This is a genomic window from Sphingomicrobium sp. (assembly GCA_036563485.1).
Taxonomy (GTDB): domain Bacteria; phylum Pseudomonadota; class Alphaproteobacteria; order Sphingomonadales; family Sphingomonadaceae; genus Sphingomicrobium.
In genome coordinates this window covers 1,694,645-1,710,561 of the sequence record DATCMI010000001.1, presented here as the reverse complement: position 1 = coordinate 1,710,561, position 15,917 = coordinate 1,694,645, and the positions used below count along the sequence as shown (strand labels likewise).

The window sequence follows — 15,917 nt, the reverse complement described above, 5'->3', positions numbered from 1 at the left end:
AGAGTTACAAAACCGATTAGTCGCCCGGACGAACGGGCGCTCAGTCCATGTGCTTGATGCCGATCCGCAGGTAATCGTAGCCGGTGACGAGCGTCAGCGCTGCCGCGGCCCACAGGCTCGCCAGCCCGACATTGTGGACCCACAATTGATCCGGCACCGCGCCGCCCAGGATCAGCGCGCCGAGCGCCACCAGCTGGAAGGTCGTCTTCCACTTGGCGAGCCTGCTCACCGGGATCGACACCTGAAGCGGCGCCAGGAACTCGCGAAGGCCGGAGACGATGATCTCCCGCAGCAGGATCACCAGCGCGGGGACGATGTGGAGCCCGTGGATGACCGGTTCGCCGCTCATCTTGCGGGTCGACACCAGCATAACGATGACCGCCGCGACCATGATCTTGTCGGCGATCGGATCGAGGAACTGCCCGAGGCGCGAAATCTGCCCGTGCGCGCGGGCCAGGTAGCCGTCGAAATAATCGGTGATGCCGACAAGGCAGTAGAGAACGAAGGTGAAGCCGTAATCGATCGGCGTCGGCCGCCACAGCAGGAAGACGAGGATCGGAACCGCAAGGATCCGCGACAGCGTCAGCAGGTTCGGCAACGACAACATTGGTTAGCCTCTACGCCAAACCTTCGACGCTGCGAAAGACCATCGCGAAGCTGCTCCTTGCTGCTCTTGGCGGAGCCGCTACAGGTTTGCCGATGACCATTCGCCCGAAGCGGCCCTGCCTCAACAACGCCTGATGCACGACGCGCTTCACCTGGTGCGTACGCGCCGCTTCCTGCCTTTGTTCGTCACCCAGTTCCTGGGGGCGTTCAACGACAATCTGTTCCGCACCGCGATGGTGCTTCTCGTCATCTACGGCATCTACGGCGACGCGGAGCAGGAGGCGACGTTCAGCGCCATTGCAGGCGGCCTGTTCATCGCGCCGTTCTTCCTTCTCTCCGCGCTCGCCGGCCAGCTTGCCGACGGTAATGACAAGGCGCGGATCATCCGCATCGTAAAAACCGCCGAGATCCTGATCATGGTGGTCGGCGCCGGCGGACTGCTGCTCCACAACATCCCGCTGTTGCTCGCGGCCTTGACCGCGATGGGCGTTCACTCGACCTTCTTCGGCCCGATCAAATATGCACTCCTGCCGCAGCATCTGAAGGACGACGAAGTCCTCGGCGGCACCGGCTTGGTCGAGGCGGGGACCTACATCGCCATCCTCGGCGGTACGATCCTTGGCGGCCTTCTGGTCCTCCAGCGTCCCGACGGCAGCTATCATGCGGAATGGGCCGCGGCCGCTGTCCTCGCGGTTGCGGTGGTCGGGCGTATCGCCGGCGGGCTGGTTCCCCCTGCCCCACCGGCCAATGATCCGGAGCTTCCCGGCTTTCCCAGCCGCGGCATGGATTGGCACATCGTGCGTGCGTCAATTACCCTCGTTAGCGCGACGCTGCACGTGCGGCGCCTGTTCCTAGCGATCCTTTCCATCAGCTTCTTCTGGGCGATGGGCGCGGTCCTCGCTGCCCAATTTCCGCCGCTGGTGAAGAACAGCCTCGGCTCCGACCAGACGGTCGCCACCTTATTCCTCGCCATCTTCTCGGTCGGCGTCGCGATCGGCTCAGTGCTCGTCAACTGGCTGCTCAAGGGCCAGGTCTCGGCACGCTATTCGCCCTTGGCGGCTTTGTTCATGGGCGTGTTCGTCCTCGACCTGTTCCGCCGAGTCCGCAATTGGCCAGTCCACAGCGGCGAGCTCCATGACATCCAGACCTTCCTCACCGTCCCCAACAGCTGGATGGTGGTCGTCGATTTGCTCGGCGTCGCGATCGCCGGCGGCATGTTCGTCGTGCCGCTCTACGCGTTCCTAACGACTACGGTGCCGAAATCGGAAACCGCGCGAACCATCGCAGCGAACAATATCGTCAATTCCGGCTTCATGGTCGCCGCGACATTAGTCCTGACCCTTGCCGTTCTGGCGGGAATCACCGTCGCCGACAGCTTGCTGATCGTGGCGATTGCGAGCGTCGTTGCAGCCTGGCTTGCCTGGAAGCTCCACCGCGCCGACGACTAAGGCAGCGCGCCCGTTCAGCCGATCAGGATCGAGACGAACAGGAACCCGGCGGCGAAGGTCGTCGCGAACAGCTTCAGGTCCCCGCCAATGCCGCTCCCGCTCGCCGGCTCAGCCGCGGCAAGCACGCGCACCGGGCCGCGCCCGAAGCGCAGCGGGTGCATGGCGAAGAGGGGACGGGCGGCTTGCATCGTGTAAATCCTAACGCGGTGTTAACCACGTCCCAACGCACCGCAAGGGCGCGCGGCTCCCCCTGTCCCGGCATGGGACAGGAGGTCAGGATTTCACGGTTTTGATTAGCCGTTGGCGGCTGAGGAGAGCGCTGCCTCGTCACCGCGGTCACGCGCAGCAAGCAGCTCGCGGGCTTGTTCGCCGGTCATCGCCTTGCCGAAGTACCAGCCCTGGCCGATCGAGCAGCCGAGCCGGACGACGGCCTTGAACACCTCTTCATTCTCGATTCCCTCGACGCAGACCGGCACAGACAGGGCCGCGGCCAGCGTGGTCACCGCGCGGATGATGGCCGCGCTCTCTTTCTTCGTGCTGACGTTGGACACGAAGCTGCGGTCGATCTTGATGATGTCGAACGGCAGCGAGCGAATGTGCGCGAGCGACGAGAAGCCGGTGCCGAAGTCGTCGAGCGCGAGGCGCACGCCCTGGTTCTTCAGGCTGGTGACAATGGTCTTGGCGAGCTCGAGGTCGGCGAAGAGGGAGCTTTCGGTGACTTCGACGACCAGCCGCTCGGCGGGGAACGCCGTCTCGGCAAGGATGCGGACGACGCGCTGTGCCAGCCACCCGTCCGCCAGCTGGGACGGAGAGATATTGACCGAGATCTTGATCGACGGATCCCAATTGGCCGCCTCCCGCAGGGCCTCCGAAATCACCTGTTCGGAAAGGCGCCCGATCAAGCCGATCTCTTCGGCGACCGGGATGAATACGTCGGGTCCGATGATTCCGGACAGCGGATGCTTCCACCGGGCGAGCACTTCGAAGCCGACGATCTCGCCGGTGCCCAGGTCCACCTGCGGCTCGAAATATGGAAGGAACTGCGAATGTTCGAGGCCGTAGCGGATACCCTGCTCGATCTCGCCGTGGGCGATGAGCGCGCGTTCCATGCCAGCATCGAACCACACCGGCCGTGCAACCCGGCCGCTGCGCGCCCGATCCATCGCGATGTCGGCGCGCCGCAGCACATCCGGGATTCGCGCGGTCGCCGCCGGTGCGAGGGCAATGCCGGCAAATGCCCCGACCTGAATGATCCGGTCGTTGAGCATCAGGGGCCGCGTGGCAGTCCGGAGCACCGTCTCGGCGCATTCTTCGGCGGAGGCCGTCCGGTCCGCAGCAAGCGCAAGCGCGACCGCGAACTCGTCGCCGCTCAAGCGCGCGATGACCGCGTCGGGGCCGAGTTCCTCGTTCAGTGCTGCCGACAGCGACTTGAGCAGCCAATCCCCGGCGTCATAGCCATGCTGGTCGTTGACCGTCTTGAACCGCTGAATCTGGCAGGAGATGATGACAAGATTGTCGCCGCGCTCCGCCGCTTCGCTGCAGAGCTGCGCGCCCCGGTCGGCAAAGCCCTTGCGGTTGTATAGGCCGGTCGTGGGGTCGGTGGTCGCGAGCAAGGCGGCGCGCCGCTCCTGCTCCGCGCGGGCTTCCGCTTCATGCTGAAGGTCGACGTAGCGCCGCCATCCAAACAGGATCAGCGCCACGTTCAACGTCAGCGCGGTGCTCGCGATCCGCACGTCGGTTGCAAGCTTTTCGCTGTCGACCACGAAGTTGCTGAAGAAGGCGCGTCCGTTCCAGATCAGGAGCAGCACGGCGCTGATGAGGATCGCAAGCACGACGGCGTCGCGCCGCGCGCTGAGCAGGCCTGAACGCACCGGCCTTGATCCACTGCCCGACATGCTCCCCTAGCTAGAGGGGAACACTTAAATTTTGGTGTGCTTAAAAGGGGAGCTGCAAAGCTGCGTTAAGCGGATGATCGACGGTTCCCGGTCCCCCGGACCGTCTGCAGGCGTCGATGGTGCGGACGGTGGGAATCGAACCCACACTCCCAATTGGGAAGAGGATTTTAAGTCCCCAGCGTCTACCGTTCCGCCACGTCCGCTGATCCGGCCACCGCGACGGGTGAGCCCGCCGGCTTTACTCCGCCGTGACTTCCTTGAGGTTCAAGCGCTCGCGCATTTCCTTGCCCGGCTTGAAATAGGGCACGCGCTTGGCGTCGACCGAGACCGCTTCGCCAGTTCGCGGATTGCGGCCTACGCGGCCGTCGCGCTGGCGGGTGGAAAAAGCGCCGAAGCCGCGCAGCTCGACACGGCCGCCCTTCGACAGCTGGTCGGTGATGGAATCGAAGATCGCGCCGACGACGCCCTCGACCTCGCGTTGCGTCAGGTCGGGAAAGTCGCTGCAAAGCTTCTGCACGAGTTCAGAACGGATCATCGGCACCCCGCCACGGAAAAATCCGGTCCTGCCCCCGCGAGGACCGTTCGCTTGCGCAAGCTGTCAGGAAACAGCCCGCCAAGCAAGAAGAATAGGCGGCGCTTCGAAAAAGAAACGCCGCCTTTCCCGTTACTTCGCCTTCTTGTCCTGCGCTTCCTTGAGCGCCTGGCCAAGGATGTCGCCAAGCGACGCGCCCGAGTCCGAGCTGCCGTACTGGGCGACCGCCTGCTTCTCTTCGGCGATCTGCATCGCCTTGATGGAGAAGTTCGGCTTCTTCGAACGGTCGAAGCCGATGACCATGGCGTCGAACTTCTGGCCGACCTGGAAGCGCTCGGCGCGCTGTTCGTCGCGATCGCGGCCAAGGTCGCCGCGCTTGACGAAGCCGACTGCGCCGTCGTCGCCGACCTGCACGTCGAGGCCCGCGTCCTGGACAGCGCGAACGGTAACCGTCACCACGTCGCCCTTCTTGACGCCGCCGACCGATGCGCCGCCGCCAGTGCCGGCACCGGCACCGCCGCCGCCCTCGAGCTGCTTGATGCCGAGGCTGATGCGCTCCTTCTCGACATCGACGTCGAGGACCTGCGCAGTGACGGTCTCACCCTTGCGGTGAAGCGCCAGCGCTTCCTCGCCCGATACGCCCCACGCGATGTCGGACATGTGGACCATGCCGTCCACATCGCCTTCGAGGCCTACGAACAGGCCGAATTCGGTGGCGTTCTTGACTTCGCCCTCGACGGTCGAGCCGACCGGGTGCTTTTCGGCGAAGGCCGCCCACGGATTTTCCTGCGCCTGCTTGAGGCCCAGCGAAATCCGGCGCTTCTCCTCGTCGACCTCGAGCACCTTGACGTCGACTTCCTGGCTGGTGCTGACGATCTTGCCCGGGTGGACGTTCTTCTTGGTCCAGCTCATTTCCGAAACGTGGACGAGGCCTTCGATACCGGCTTCCAGCTCGACGAATGCGCCATATTCCGTGATGTTCGTCACGCGGCCGCGGAACACGCCGTCGATCGGATACTTGGCCGACGCACCTTCCCACGGATCGCTCTCGAGTTGCTTCATGCCGAGGCTGATGCGCTGGGTCTCGCGGTTGATGCGGATGATCTGCACCTTCACCGTGTCGCCGATGTTCAGCACCTCGGACGGGTGATTGACGCGCTTGTAGCTGACGTCGGTGACGTGGAGCAGGCCGTCGATGCCGCCCAGGTCCACGAAGGCGCCGTAATCGGTGATGTTCTTGACCACGCCCTCGATGACCTGGCCTTCGGCGAGGCTCTGGATGAGGCCGCTGCGCTGCTCGGCGCGGGTCTCTTCGAGGATCGCGCGGCGCGACACGACGATGTTGCCGCGGCGGCGGTCCATCTTCAGGATCTGGAACGGCTGCGGCAGGTCCATCAGCGGCTGGACGTCGCGGACCGGGCGAATGTCGACCTGGCTGCCCGGAAGGAAGGCCACGGCGCCGCCGAGGTCGACGGTGAAGCCGCCCTTCACGCGGCCGAAAATCGCGCCTTCGACGCGGTTGCCGGCTTCGAATTCCTTTTCGAGCTTGTCCCAGGCCGCTTCGCGGCGGGCGCGGTCGCGCGACAGCATCGCTTCGCCGTTCGCGTTCTCGACCCGGTCGACATAGACTTCGACTTCGTCGCCGACCTTCAGCTCGGCCTTGTGGCCGGGAGCGGCGAATTCGCGCAGCGGAACGCGGCCTTCGCTCTTGAGGCCGACATCGATCACGGCGAGGTCATTCTCGATCCCCGTGACGGTGCCCTTCACCACCTTGCCTTCGAAGGCTTCGTTTTCGCCGCCGAGGCTTTTGTTGAGGAGCTCCGCGAAATCGTCGCGGGTCGGGAATGTCGTAGTCGCCATAGGGTAGAGGTCTTCCGTCGTTCAAATCGGCCTGCCGCGCAGCGCCACCATGGCGCAGCTCCAACATGCGGACCTGGTTTCCTTACAGTGCCGAGGCCGGCTCATCCGGTCGCGGCGTCCTAAAAGGCTCGAAGCACTCGCGGGCCCGCCATGCGCAAAAAGCGCGTTCCGGTGCCGGACCTTTCAGCCGCCAACCGCACGCGCTCGCAAAAAAGCGGGCTTCCGCGAGCAGCTTAGCGCCCGCTGGACGCCGGCCCCTTAGCCGAGAGTGCCCTTATCGGCAAGACGGCGTCCGCTGCGCGTTCCTCCGGGCGGGGAGATCGGTGAATAGGAAATCTCCTATTGCTCGCTAGGAACAAATAGGGAACAATGGCGTCTCTGCTCGGAGTCGCCGCTCATGCTTGTTCTCGATGCCCCGCTCATCATCGCCTTGTCCGCTTTGATCACCAGCCTTTCCGCGTTTGTCTGGGCGGTCCGGAGAAAATCCTGATCCTCTTGAAATCGGGCCGAAAGCCACTCCCGCTCAAGGGCGCGATGGGCTAGGCTCGACCCATGCTGCGTTGGAGCCTTGTCGTCGCTGCGGCCCTGTCCGCTTCCGCCCACGCGCAGGATGTCGCCCCGCTAGCGGTGCCGGCCCAGCCAGCGGCCCGGATCGTCGCAACCCCTCCGGACTCGAACGTTGCGCGATTCTATGCAGCCCGGCCAGCGACGCTCATCTGGCTGCGCGACGCAACCTCCCGCGCAGCAGCGTCGCGCCTCGCCGAGATCCTGAAGCGCGCGCCCGCGGACGGTGTGGCTGACGGCCCAATGCTCGCCGCCTCCGTCGAAGCTGCGCTGGCCAGCGGCACGCCGCTGGACGACCAGCAGATCTCGCGCGCATGGGTGCGCTACGTGCAGGCGCTGAAGGCGCCGGTCGAGGGCTTCGGGTTCGGAGACCCCGCGCTTCAGCTCAAGGCGCCCGACGCGACGCCGATCCTGCTCGAAGCGCTCTCCGCGCCGTCGCTCGCCGCGCATATCGACGCCGTCGCCAACGTCAACCCGATCTATTCGGCCCTTCGCGCCGCTGCCATTGAACAGGGCCAGCAGGATGACCCCCGGGTTCGGGCCACGCTCGACCGCCTCCGGCTCGTACCCGGCAAAGGCCGGGCCATCCTAGTCGACGTCGCCAATGCCGAGATGATGATGCTCCAGGACGGGCAGGTCGTCGACAGCATGAAGGTGATCGTCGGCAAGCAAAGCGCCCAGACGCCGCTGCTCGCCGGCACCATCCATTATGTGACGCTCAACCCATATTGGCACATTCCGCAAGACGTCACGAAGCGCGTCGTCGCGCCGCTCGTGCTCAAGCGCGGCGTCTCCTACCTCAAGGCCGCTCGCTACGACACGGTCGCGGCGTTCGGCGGCGACAAGGCCGTTCCGGTGGACCCGGAAAGCATCGACTGGAAGGCTGTCGCAGCGGGCGACATCGAAGCCCACGTGCGCCAGCGCGCCGGCGGCAACAACATGATGGGCAAGATGAAGTTCGGCTTCGTCAACGACCAGGGCATCTTCCTTCACGACACGCCGCACAAGAACCTGTTCGCAAAAGCCAAGCGGACGCTCAGCCTCGGCTGCGTCCGCCTCGAACATCCCGAGCGCCTCGCCACCTGGCTGCTCGGGCGCGACCCCGTTCCATCGGGAGACGGGCCGGAGGAAAATGTGCTGATCGCCAAGGGCGTGCCGATCTACATCAGCTATCTGACCGCGCGGCCGGACGGCAATCGGGTCGCCTTTGCGACCGACATCTACAAGCTCGACACGACCGAGCCCCTCGCCTCGGGCACCAGTTCGGCGAAGCGCTGAGAATCTTCGACGGCGGGCGTTGCCGCCGCCTCCCTGGCCCGTAAGAAAGCTCACGGATCTGCAAGGGGGGCGGAACAGGTGAGTGTGTTGACACTGGAGCGCGTCAGCAAGCGCTTCGATCAGACGCTGGCAGTCGACGATCTCAGCTTCAGCGTCGAACCCGGCACCGTCTTCGGCTTCCTCGGCGGCAATGGTGCGGGCAAGACGACATCGCTGCGCATGGTGCTCGACATCATTCGTCCGACCAGCGGCCGGATCGAGGTGCTCGGCCGCGCGCCGGGCCGCGCGAATGCCCGCGAGATCGGCTTTCTTCCGGAGGAGCGCGGCCTCTACCGGCAAATGACGGCGCTCGACACGATCGTCTATTTCGGCCGCCTGAAGGGCATGACGCCTGCGGATGCGAAGCGCGAGGGCGCGGTGCTTCTCGATCGCTTCGGGCTCGCCGCAAACACCAACTCGACGATGGACAAGCTGTCGAAGGGAATGGCGCAGAAGGTCCAGCTCGCCACCGCGCTGGTCAATCAACCGCGCCTGCTCATCCTCGACGAACCCTTCTCCGGGCTCGATCCCGTCAACCAGGGGCTGCTGGAGGACGAGATCCGCCGCGCCGCGGACGGCGGCGCCACCGTGCTCTTCTCGACCCACATCATGCAGCACGCCGAGCGCTTGTGCGACCGGCTTCTCTTGCTGGCCAAGGGCCGGAAACGGTTTGAAGGCACGCTCGAGCAAGCACGCGGCGAGCTGCCCGCCCGCTTAACGGTCGTGTCCCGGGACGACCCTTCCCGCCTCGCCGGCGTCGACAGTGCCGAAGACGGGGATGAAGCGGGAGACGGTTGGCGGCTGTGGAACGTCGGCTTGGCGCCGGGCGTCGCTCCCGGGGACGTTCTCGAACGCTGCATCGCCGACCAATTCCCGTTGCGCCGTTTCGAACAGGTTCAAGCCAGCCTTCACGACGTGTTCGTCCACATCGTGGGCTCTGCGGAGACCCGCCAATGAAGAACATCCTGATCGTCGCCGCTCGCGAGTTTCGCCAGATCGCGAGCATGCGCAGCTTCTGGCTGACGCTCCTGATCCTTCCCCTGTCGATTGCGCTCGGTGCCGTCGCACCGCGGTTCATCGACAAGGATGAGCCCGACCGGGTCATGATCATCGACCGCAGCGGCGGCGAAGCGCGTGCCCTGCAGCAGCGCCTGGCGCTCGACCAGAACCGAGAGGCGCTGGCAAAGCTGTCCCGCTACGTTCAGCGCCACCGCCTCGAGCGTGCCGACCCGCGTGCGCTCTGGGCGCAGCATGACCGTTGGTACAGCGACGCCGATGTCGAGCGCTTCATCGCCGCCGGCGGCGTCGCCGCGGCCCAGGCCACGATCGCTCGGGTGAAGGACGAGGACACGCCCGAGTTCAAGGCGCCGAAGCCCGAATATGAACTGGTCGCCGCCCCGGCCTCGGTTGCGAAGGTGCCGGATGCCGGCCTCGACGCCGCGCTGCAGCCGGTCCTCAAACCGACCGACAAGAAGGCCGAGCCGGTCGACTACGTGCTCCTGATCCCGGCCGACTTCGGACCCAGCCCGGTTGCCCGCCTTTGGGCCAATCGCGATCCCTCCCCTCAGTTCGTGGCCGTGGTCCAGCAGGTGCTTACCCGTGACCTGCGCACCCGCTTCCTCGAAACGCAGGGCGTGTCAGCGGAAGCGGCTGAGGGCGCCAGCACGATCACCCCCGCCCTCTCCATCTCCACCCCGCCACCGGGGGGCGGCGCCCGCGAATCCATGCTGGTTCGGTCGATCCTTCCGCTCGCTGCCTCCTACATGCTGATGATGGCGCTGATGCTGTCGGGCAGCTGGATGCTCCAGGGCACGGTCGAGGAGCGCTCGAACAAGCTCCTCGAAACGGTGCTCGCCTGCGTCAGTCCCGAAGAACTGATGTACGGCAAGCTGCTCGGCACCGCCGGCGTCGGCCTCTTCATGATCGCAGTGTGGACGGCAGCCGGCCTGTTCGCTGCTTATGCGACGCACGGCGCCATCGCCGACCTCATCCGCCCGGCCCTCGACCCGTTGAGCTCGCCCGGCACCATCCTCGCAATGATCTACTTCTTCATCGTCGGCTACGTCGCCATCGCCATCCTGTTCGTTGCGATCGGTGCGATGAGCGATTCGATGCGCGATGCGCAGGGCTATTTGATGCCCGTGCTGCTCCTCATCCTCATGCCGATCACTTTGCTGATGCAGGCGGTCATCCGCGGCAACAATGGCGGCGCGCTCATCGAGGTCATTACCTGGTTCCCGATCTGGACGCCGTTTGCGGTGCTGGCGCGGCTGGGCATGGGCATTCCGACCTGGGAGGTGCTCGGCACCGCGGTCGTGCTGGCGCTGTTCACCGCCGCAGAGCTCGTGCTCCTCGGGCGGCTGTTCCGGGCCAGCCTTCTGTCGCAGGGGCAGCGGCCGGGGGTGCGCGAATTGATCGCGCGGATGCGCTCGGCGAACGCTTAGGCCGAGCGGCTGCGGCGGACCCGCGCGGGGATCGCGCCCGGCAGTCCCTGCTCGGGGCCGATGCCGGCCTCGCTCATGCGCAGGAACGTCTTCACCGCGTCGCTCGAAACGGCACGGCCGAACAGCCAGCCTTGGGCTTCCGAACAGCCGAATTGCTCGAGGGCAGCGCGGATCTGCTCCGACTCCACACCCTCCGCGCTGATCGGCACGTCCAGCGTATGGCCGAGCGCCGCGATCGTGTTAACGATCTCCGCGGTCCGCTTGCTCTTCACGATGGTCGTGATGAAGCTCTTGTCGATCTTGATGCGGTCGAGCGGCAGGCGGTTGACCTGCGCCAGGCTCGCATAACCGGTGCCGAAATCGTCGAGCGAGATCCGCACGCCAACATTCTTCAGGCTCTCGATGATCGTCATCACCTGTTCGCGGTCCTCGAGCAGTGAGGCTTCGGTGATCTCGATCTCCAGCCGGTTCGGCGGAAAGCCCGTCGTTGCCAGCAACTTCAGGATTTGCTCGGCGAGCGACGCGTCGCGGAACTGGATCGGCGAGATGTTGACCGCAAGCTTGAGATCGCCCGGCCAGTCGCGGCCGTGGCGCATTGCCTGCTCCACGATGCTGAGCGTCAGCGGACCGATCAGCCCGGTGCGCTCGGCGGCCTCGATGAAATTCTCGGCATCGAGCACGCTGCCGTCCGCGGAACGCCAGCGCGCCAGCGCCTCGAACCCGACGATCTGCTGGCTGGCCAGATCGATCAGCGGCTGGAAATAAGGCACGAACTCGCCGCGGCGGATGCCGAGGCGAATATCTTCCTCGAGCTTCAAGCGGTCCGACAACTCGATCTCGAGGTGCTCGTCGAACCAGGCGAAACTGTTTCGGCCGCCGCGCTTGGCAGCGTAAAGCGCGACATCGCTTCGCCGCAGCGCCGTTTCTTCGTCCGACCGTGCATCGAGGCCCGCGAGACCGATTGAGGCGGAGATCTGCAATTGTGCGCCCTCGACCGTCACCGGGCGGGTCAAGTGCGACTGAATGGCGCGCGCCACGCGCTCCGCGCCGGGCGGATCAGCGGCCGGCAGAAGCATCGCGAACTCGTCGCCGCCCATGCGTGCGCAGCAGGCCCCTTCGGGCGCACTTTTCTCGAGCGCTTCGGCAACTGCGGTAAGGATCCTGTCGCCGGCCGCATGCCCATGGAGGTCGTTGACGCGCTTGAAATGGTCGAGGTCGAGGAGAAGCAGGACGCCGGGCTCGGCGCTGGCCAACCGTTCGTTCAACACCCGCATGAGCTCGCGACGGTTCGCGAGGCCTGTCGCCGGGTCCGTGTTGGCATTGCGGTGGGCAAGCCGCTCGGCCGCTTCATAGGCGTCGAGCGCTTCCTTAAGGTCCTTCGACCGGCGCCAGCCGAACAGAATGATTGCGATGTTGAGCATCAAGGCAACCGGCAGGATACCTGCGGGATCAGACGCGACGCCTTGCATTGCGGCGGGGAGGACGCGGCTCGCAAGCGCGACAAACAGCAATATCGCCGCCAGCGTCGCGCACGTGATGATCACATGGCTGCTCGCGATGCGGACGGCCTGGTTTCTACCTCGGTTCACAATCATTCACCTCTTGCCCCTGACCCTGATGCCAGACGGAGGTGAAAATTCTCCTACCCGTCAGTTTCGGGCGGGGAGGCGCTCTTCGACGAGCCTGATTGCAGCCGCGATCGCCGCCTCGACATCAAGGTCGCTGGTGTCGAGGACAATGGCATCCTCGGCGGTGCGAAGCGGCGCGGCCTCCCGGCTCGAATCCTGCTCGTCGCGGGCGCGGATGTCGGTCAGCACCTCGTCGAAATGGGCGTCCATGCCCCGGCCTTTCAGCTCCTTCAGCCGGCGCTCCGCGCGTACTTCCGGCGCCGCGGTCACGAACAGCTTCACGTCGGCATTGGGGGCGACGACGGTGCCGATGTCACGCCCGTCGAGCACCGCGCCACCGTCCTGCGCGGCGAATTGCTGCTGCCGCTCGAGAAGCGCCGAACGGACGGATTGATAGACGGAAACATGTGACGCGATGCGCGAGACCGGCTCGCTCCGCAGCTCCGGGTCGTCGGGGTCGAAGCTCAAATCGTCACAAGCGCGGAGCGCCTCGAACTCGTTGCCGGGATTGCCGCCCCAGCGCCACAGGTTGAGCGCGACCGCGCGATACAGCAGGCCGGTGTCCATGTGCGGCAGGCCGAGATGCTCGGCGAGCGCCCGCGCAACCGTACCCTTTCCGCTTGCCGCCGGGCCGTCGACCGCGATCACCGCCCCCTTTTTATCGCTGTCTGCCAATCCCATTTCCTCCGGTGAGGCGGCTGCTTTGACAGGGGCATATGCCTATGGCAAGGCGCCCCGCCGAAGCCGGCGAGACCGGCAAACCACGCCTTTTCTACTGGAGTTGAAACTCACCATGGTGAAGCCCGAATGGGGCACCAAGCGCACTTGCCCCAAGTGCTCGACCCGCTTTTACGACCTCGGCAACGAAGATCCGGTCCACTGCATCGAATGCGGGAACGACTGGGTCCCGGAACCGGTGCTGAAGTCGAAGCAGCCGCTCGCCTTTGAAGCGGCGCCGACCGCCAAGGAACCCGAAAAGGCCGACGACGATCTCGCCGCGGACGATCTCGCGATCGACGAGGATGAGGAAGTCAGCGCCGACGAGGAAGTCGATCTCGAAACCGGCGACGACGACCTTGGAGTCGAGACCGCCAGTGAGGACGACGAAAGCTAAATTCGCGAGGTGCAGCGCCCGGGCTGAAGATTTCCCCCTTTTCCAGCGGGGGAAATTTGGCCTAGAGGCGCTTGAAGACGTGGGGCCGTAGCTCAGCTGGGAGAGCGTCGCAATGGCATTGCGAAGGTCAGGGGTTCGATCCCCCTCGGCTCCACCACCTTCCAAATTGCGCTAAGCGCATATGAAAACGGCGGCACCCTTCGGCGCCGCCGTTTTGTGTTTTCGGCTCGGCCCGGCGGTTACGCCAGGTTGTTGCCCACGTTGTTGAACGTGTTCTTCAGGCCGTTGCCGATGTTGCCCATGGCAGCGATCGCCGCAACCGCAATCAGGGCCGCGATCAGACCATATTCAATGGCGGTCGCGCCCTTGTTGTTCTTAAGAAGCTTCAGGAACTTCGCCATCTCCGGTCTCCCACATGGCTTAACAGATACGCCTCACCTCCGCGTCCAGCGCGTCGATGTGGGCAATCTGCGCCGATGTGGTTGAAGAACGGTTAAGTTCCGCCGAAATTTTTTACTTTAGATAACTAGCGTTCGGAAGCTCCGAAAATCTCCTGCAACGCCTCCGCGGCATCGCGCAGTTCCTTGGTCGCGTCGCTCCAAGCGGGCGGCAGCGGACTCTGCGACGGCAGTTGCTTGCGCCGGTAGCGCTCCGGCACCGGCGGGCCCGCCGCACGGTCGACCGACAGCGCCGAAGCCATGAAGTTGCGCCAGATCTGCGCCGGCACCGTCCCGCCGCTGACTTTGCCGCCAAGCGACTTGTCGTCGTCGCGCCCGACCCACACGCCAACCACCAGGTTTCCGGCGAACCCCACGAACAAGGCGTCCCGATTGTCCTGCGTCGTACCGGTTTTGCCAAAGGTCGCGACGGACAGCGCCGCCCGCCGCCCCGTGCCGCTGTTCGCAGCCGCGTAGAGCAGGTCGAGCATCGCTGCCCGGTCACGCCGCGGATCGAGAGAACCGCCGCCCCGGAAGAAGCTCGCGAACGCGCCCTCCTCCGGCCGCTCCGGCAAGCCGCGCGCGACCACCGGATAGCGCCCGCCGGCAATCGCCGCATAGGCTGACGTCAGTTCGAGCAAGCTCACTCCCGCTGTCCCCAGCGCCAGGCTCGGCTTGTCCGGCAGCGCAGTGGTAATGCCGAGGTCCCGCGCGGCGCGGATCACATTGCCGCGCCCGACCTGCTCGGCCAGCCGCACCGTCGCCGCATTGCTCGACCGGGCGAACGCCTCGCGAAGCGTGATCTTGCCGCGATAGACCCGGTCGCTGTTCGCCGGGGTCCAGCCGTCGATGGTGATCGGCTCGTCCTCGATCATGCTGTCCGGCGTCCAGCCGCTGCGCAGCGCCGCAAGATAGACGAACAATTTGAAGGCGGAGCCCGGCTGCCGCCGCGCCTGCGTAACGCGGTTGAACGCGGACTCGCGATAGCTGCGGCCCCCGACCATCGCCACGACGCGACCGTCCGGGCGCATGGCGACGATCGCCGCCTGGGCTCCGGCAGGGGCACGGGCGACTGCCCGCTCCGCCATTTTCTGGAGTGTGCGGTCGAGCGTGGTGCGGACCTTCACTTCGCCGAAATCGGGCGGCTGCACGCCCTGCGCCTGCGGCGTGACCCAATCGGCAAAATAGGACCCGGTCGGCAGGGTCGACCCCTGCGGGACCGGCCGTGCATGTTTCACCGCCTTCGCCCGTGCCGGAGTGATCGCGCCGGTGTCTGCCATTGCTTTGAGCACCAGCCCTGCGCGCTTTTGGGCGCCAGCGAGATTGTGCGTCGGCGCCAGCCGCGACGGCGCCTGCACCATGCCCGCGAGCATCGCCGACTGCGCCAGCGTCAGCCGCTCCGGATCGCGGTCAAAATAATGGTGCGCAGCGGCTCGAAGGCCGTAGACGCCGTCGCCGAAATAGACGCTGGACAGGTAACGCGAGAGGATATCTTCCTTCGTCAGCCAGGCTTCGAGCCAGAAGGCGATGATCACTTCCTGCGCCTTGCGCTTGATCGTCCGGTCGCCCGACAGGAAGTTGGTCTTGGCCAGCTGCTGAGTGATGGTGCTGCCGCCCTGGCGCACACCCCCGCCACGAAGGTTGGTGACGAATGCCCGCCCGATTGCGCGCGGATCGATCCCCCAGTGGCGGTAGAAGCGGCGGTCCTCGATCGCGACGAACGCCGCCGGCGTGATTGCATTCAATTTCGTGACGTCGACCGGCGCTTCCTTGACCGCACCGCGGCGCGCGATGGCCCGGCCGTCATCGGCCTGCAGGAGCAGCGCCGGATCGTCGAGCGGCTCGAGCGCGCGCGACAGGGGTGCCGTGAAGATCAGCCAGACGAGCGTGAGCAGCAGGATCGCCGACACCGTGTAGAGGTAGATTGGCCAGCGCCGGCGCTTCTTCTTTGCCGGCTCCTCGGCTTCGGCTGGCGGCGGGACCGGCCATTCCGGCGCGAGCGGGTCGGGAAGCTCCTCGATGGGAACGCCGTCGCGGCTCCAGATCCCGTCCGTATCGACCATCGACGCGTC

Annotated in this window: 14 protein-coding genes and 2 tRNA genes; 6 read left to right on the top strand and 10 right to left on the bottom strand. The window is 65.6% G+C overall.

Annotated features, from left to right (window positions below; translation table 11 throughout):
- Window positions 1-40 precede the first annotated feature (40 nt).
- Window positions 41-607 carry a CDP-diacylglycerol--glycerol-3-phosphate 3-phosphatidyltransferase gene (pgsA, locus tag VIL42_08890; GenBank protein ID HEY8592961.1) on the bottom strand — a complete coding sequence of 189 codons (567 nt, stop codon included), beginning with the start codon at window positions 605-607 and terminating at the stop codon, window positions 41-43.
- Window positions 608-740: 133 nt separating this feature from the next.
- Here pgsA and VIL42_08885 point away from each other — a divergent pair, with 133 nt between their 5' ends.
- Complete coding sequence (locus tag VIL42_08885) at window positions 741-2,054, top strand: MFS transporter (GenBank protein ID HEY8592960.1); 1,314 nt, start codon at window positions 741-743, stop codon at window positions 2,052-2,054.
- Between the two features lie 14 nt (window positions 2,055-2,068).
- Here the strand turns inward: VIL42_08885 and VIL42_08880 are convergent, their stop codons facing one another.
- From VIL42_08880 to rpsA, 5 genes are all read right to left on the bottom strand, one after another.
- Window positions 2,069-2,242: a hypothetical protein gene (locus tag VIL42_08880; GenBank protein ID HEY8592959.1), complete on the bottom strand. Its 174-nt coding sequence runs from the start codon at window positions 2,240-2,242 to the stop codon at window positions 2,069-2,071.
- Between the two features lie 105 nt (window positions 2,243-2,347).
- On the bottom strand, window positions 2,348-3,925 hold the full coding sequence (locus VIL42_08875; protein ID HEY8592958.1) for a bifunctional diguanylate cyclase/phosphodiesterase: 1,578 nt from the start codon (window positions 3,923-3,925) through the stop codon (window positions 2,348-2,350).
- Window positions 3,926-4,066: 141 nt separating this feature from the next.
- Window positions 4,067-4,152 (bottom strand) — tRNA-Leu (locus VIL42_08870).
- Window positions 4,153-4,187: 35 nt separating this feature from the next.
- Window positions 4,188-4,484: an integration host factor subunit beta gene (locus tag VIL42_08865; GenBank protein ID HEY8592957.1), complete on the bottom strand. Its 297-nt coding sequence runs from the start codon at window positions 4,482-4,484 to the stop codon at window positions 4,188-4,190.
- 129 nt (window positions 4,485-4,613) lie between these two features.
- Window positions 4,614-6,341, bottom strand: a complete 1,728-nt coding sequence (rpsA, locus tag VIL42_08860; GenBank protein HEY8592956.1) for a 30S ribosomal protein S1 — start codon at window positions 6,339-6,341, stop codon at window positions 4,614-4,616.
- Window positions 6,342-6,893: 552 nt separating this feature from the next.
- Between rpsA and VIL42_08855 the strand changes: the two genes are divergently transcribed.
- From VIL42_08855 to VIL42_08845, 3 genes are all read left to right on the top strand, one after another.
- Window positions 6,894-8,183, top strand: a complete 1,290-nt coding sequence (locus VIL42_08855; protein HEY8592955.1) for a L,D-transpeptidase family protein — start codon at window positions 6,894-6,896, stop codon at window positions 8,181-8,183.
- 78 nt (window positions 8,184-8,261) lie between these two features.
- Window positions 8,262-9,179, top strand: coding sequence for an ATP-binding cassette domain-containing protein (locus tag VIL42_08850; protein HEY8592954.1), 918 nt, complete (start codon window positions 8,262-8,264; stop codon window positions 9,177-9,179).
- Window positions 9,176-10,666, top strand: coding sequence for an ABC transporter permease (locus VIL42_08845; protein ID HEY8592953.1), 1,491 nt, complete (start codon window positions 9,176-9,178; stop codon window positions 10,664-10,666). Before VIL42_08850 ends, VIL42_08845 begins: the two co-directional genes overlap by 4 nt.
- On the opposite strand, the gene VIL42_08840 is transcribed toward VIL42_08845, so the two are convergent.
- Together VIL42_08840 and cmk are read right to left on the bottom strand one after the other, a co-directional pair.
- Window positions 10,663-12,255, bottom strand: a complete 1,593-nt coding sequence (locus VIL42_08840; protein HEY8592952.1) for an EAL domain-containing protein — start codon at window positions 12,253-12,255, stop codon at window positions 10,663-10,665. The genes VIL42_08845 and VIL42_08840 overlap by 4 nt on opposite strands.
- A gap of 60 nt (window positions 12,256-12,315) precedes the next feature.
- Window positions 12,316-12,969, bottom strand: a complete 654-nt coding sequence (gene cmk / locus VIL42_08835; protein HEY8592951.1) for a (d)CMP kinase — start codon at window positions 12,967-12,969, stop codon at window positions 12,316-12,318.
- 118 nt (window positions 12,970-13,087) lie between these two features.
- On the opposite strand from cmk, the gene VIL42_08830 reads away from it, so the two are divergent.
- A complete protein-coding gene (locus tag VIL42_08830) occupies window positions 13,088-13,408 on the top strand; it encodes a TIGR02300 family protein (protein ID HEY8592950.1) in 321 nt (106 codons plus the stop codon).
- Between the two features lie 81 nt (window positions 13,409-13,489).
- A tRNA-Ala gene (locus VIL42_08825) sits at window positions 13,490-13,565 on the top strand.
- 82 nt (window positions 13,566-13,647) lie between these two features.
- Here the strand turns inward: VIL42_08825 and VIL42_08820 are convergent.
- Together VIL42_08820 and VIL42_08815 are read right to left on the bottom strand one after the other, a co-directional pair.
- Window positions 13,648-13,809, bottom strand: a complete 162-nt coding sequence (locus VIL42_08820; GenBank protein HEY8592949.1) for a Flp family type IVb pilin — start codon at window positions 13,807-13,809, stop codon at window positions 13,648-13,650.
- Window positions 13,810-13,934: 125 nt separating this feature from the next.
- Window positions 13,935-15,908, bottom strand: coding sequence for a transglycosylase domain-containing protein (locus VIL42_08815; protein ID HEY8592948.1), 1,974 nt, complete (start codon window positions 15,906-15,908; stop codon window positions 13,935-13,937).
- Between the last annotated feature and the right edge of the window lie 9 nt (window positions 15,909-15,917).

What these genes read in the sequence shown, in the direction of transcription:
- pgsA (HEY8592961.1), bottom strand. Translation starts at nt 607, where the DNA reads ATGTTGTCGTTGCCGAACCTGCTGACGCTGTCGCGGATCCTTGCGGTT.
- VIL42_08885 (HEY8592960.1), top strand. Translation starts at nt 741, where the DNA reads ATGCACGACGCGCTTCACCTGGTGCGTACGCGCCGCTTCCTGCCTTTG.
- VIL42_08880 (HEY8592959.1), bottom strand. Translation starts at nt 2,242, where the DNA reads ATGCAAGCCGCCCGTCCCCTCTTCGCCATGCACCCGCTGCGCTTCGGG.
- VIL42_08865 (HEY8592957.1), bottom strand. Translation starts at nt 4,484, where the DNA reads ATGATCCGTTCTGAACTCGTGCAGAAGCTTTGCAGCGACTTTCCCGAC.
- rpsA (HEY8592956.1), bottom strand. Translation starts at nt 6,341, where the DNA reads ATGGCGACTACGACATTCCCGACCCGCGACGATTTCGCGGAGCTCCTC.
- VIL42_08855 (HEY8592955.1), top strand. Translation starts at nt 6,894, where the DNA reads ATGCTGCGTTGGAGCCTTGTCGTCGCTGCGGCCCTGTCCGCTTCCGCC.
- VIL42_08845 (HEY8592953.1), top strand. Translation starts at nt 9,176, where the DNA reads ATGAAGAACATCCTGATCGTCGCCGCTCGCGAGTTTCGCCAGATCGCG.
- VIL42_08830 (HEY8592950.1), top strand. Translation starts at nt 13,088, where the DNA reads ATGGTGAAGCCCGAATGGGGCACCAAGCGCACTTGCCCCAAGTGCTCG.
- VIL42_08820 (HEY8592949.1), bottom strand. Translation starts at nt 13,809, where the DNA reads ATGGCGAAGTTCCTGAAGCTTCTTAAGAACAACAAGGGCGCGACCGCC.
- VIL42_08815 (HEY8592948.1), bottom strand. Translation starts at nt 15,908, where the DNA reads ATGGTCGATACGGACGGGATCTGGAGCCGCGACGGCGTTCCCATCGAG.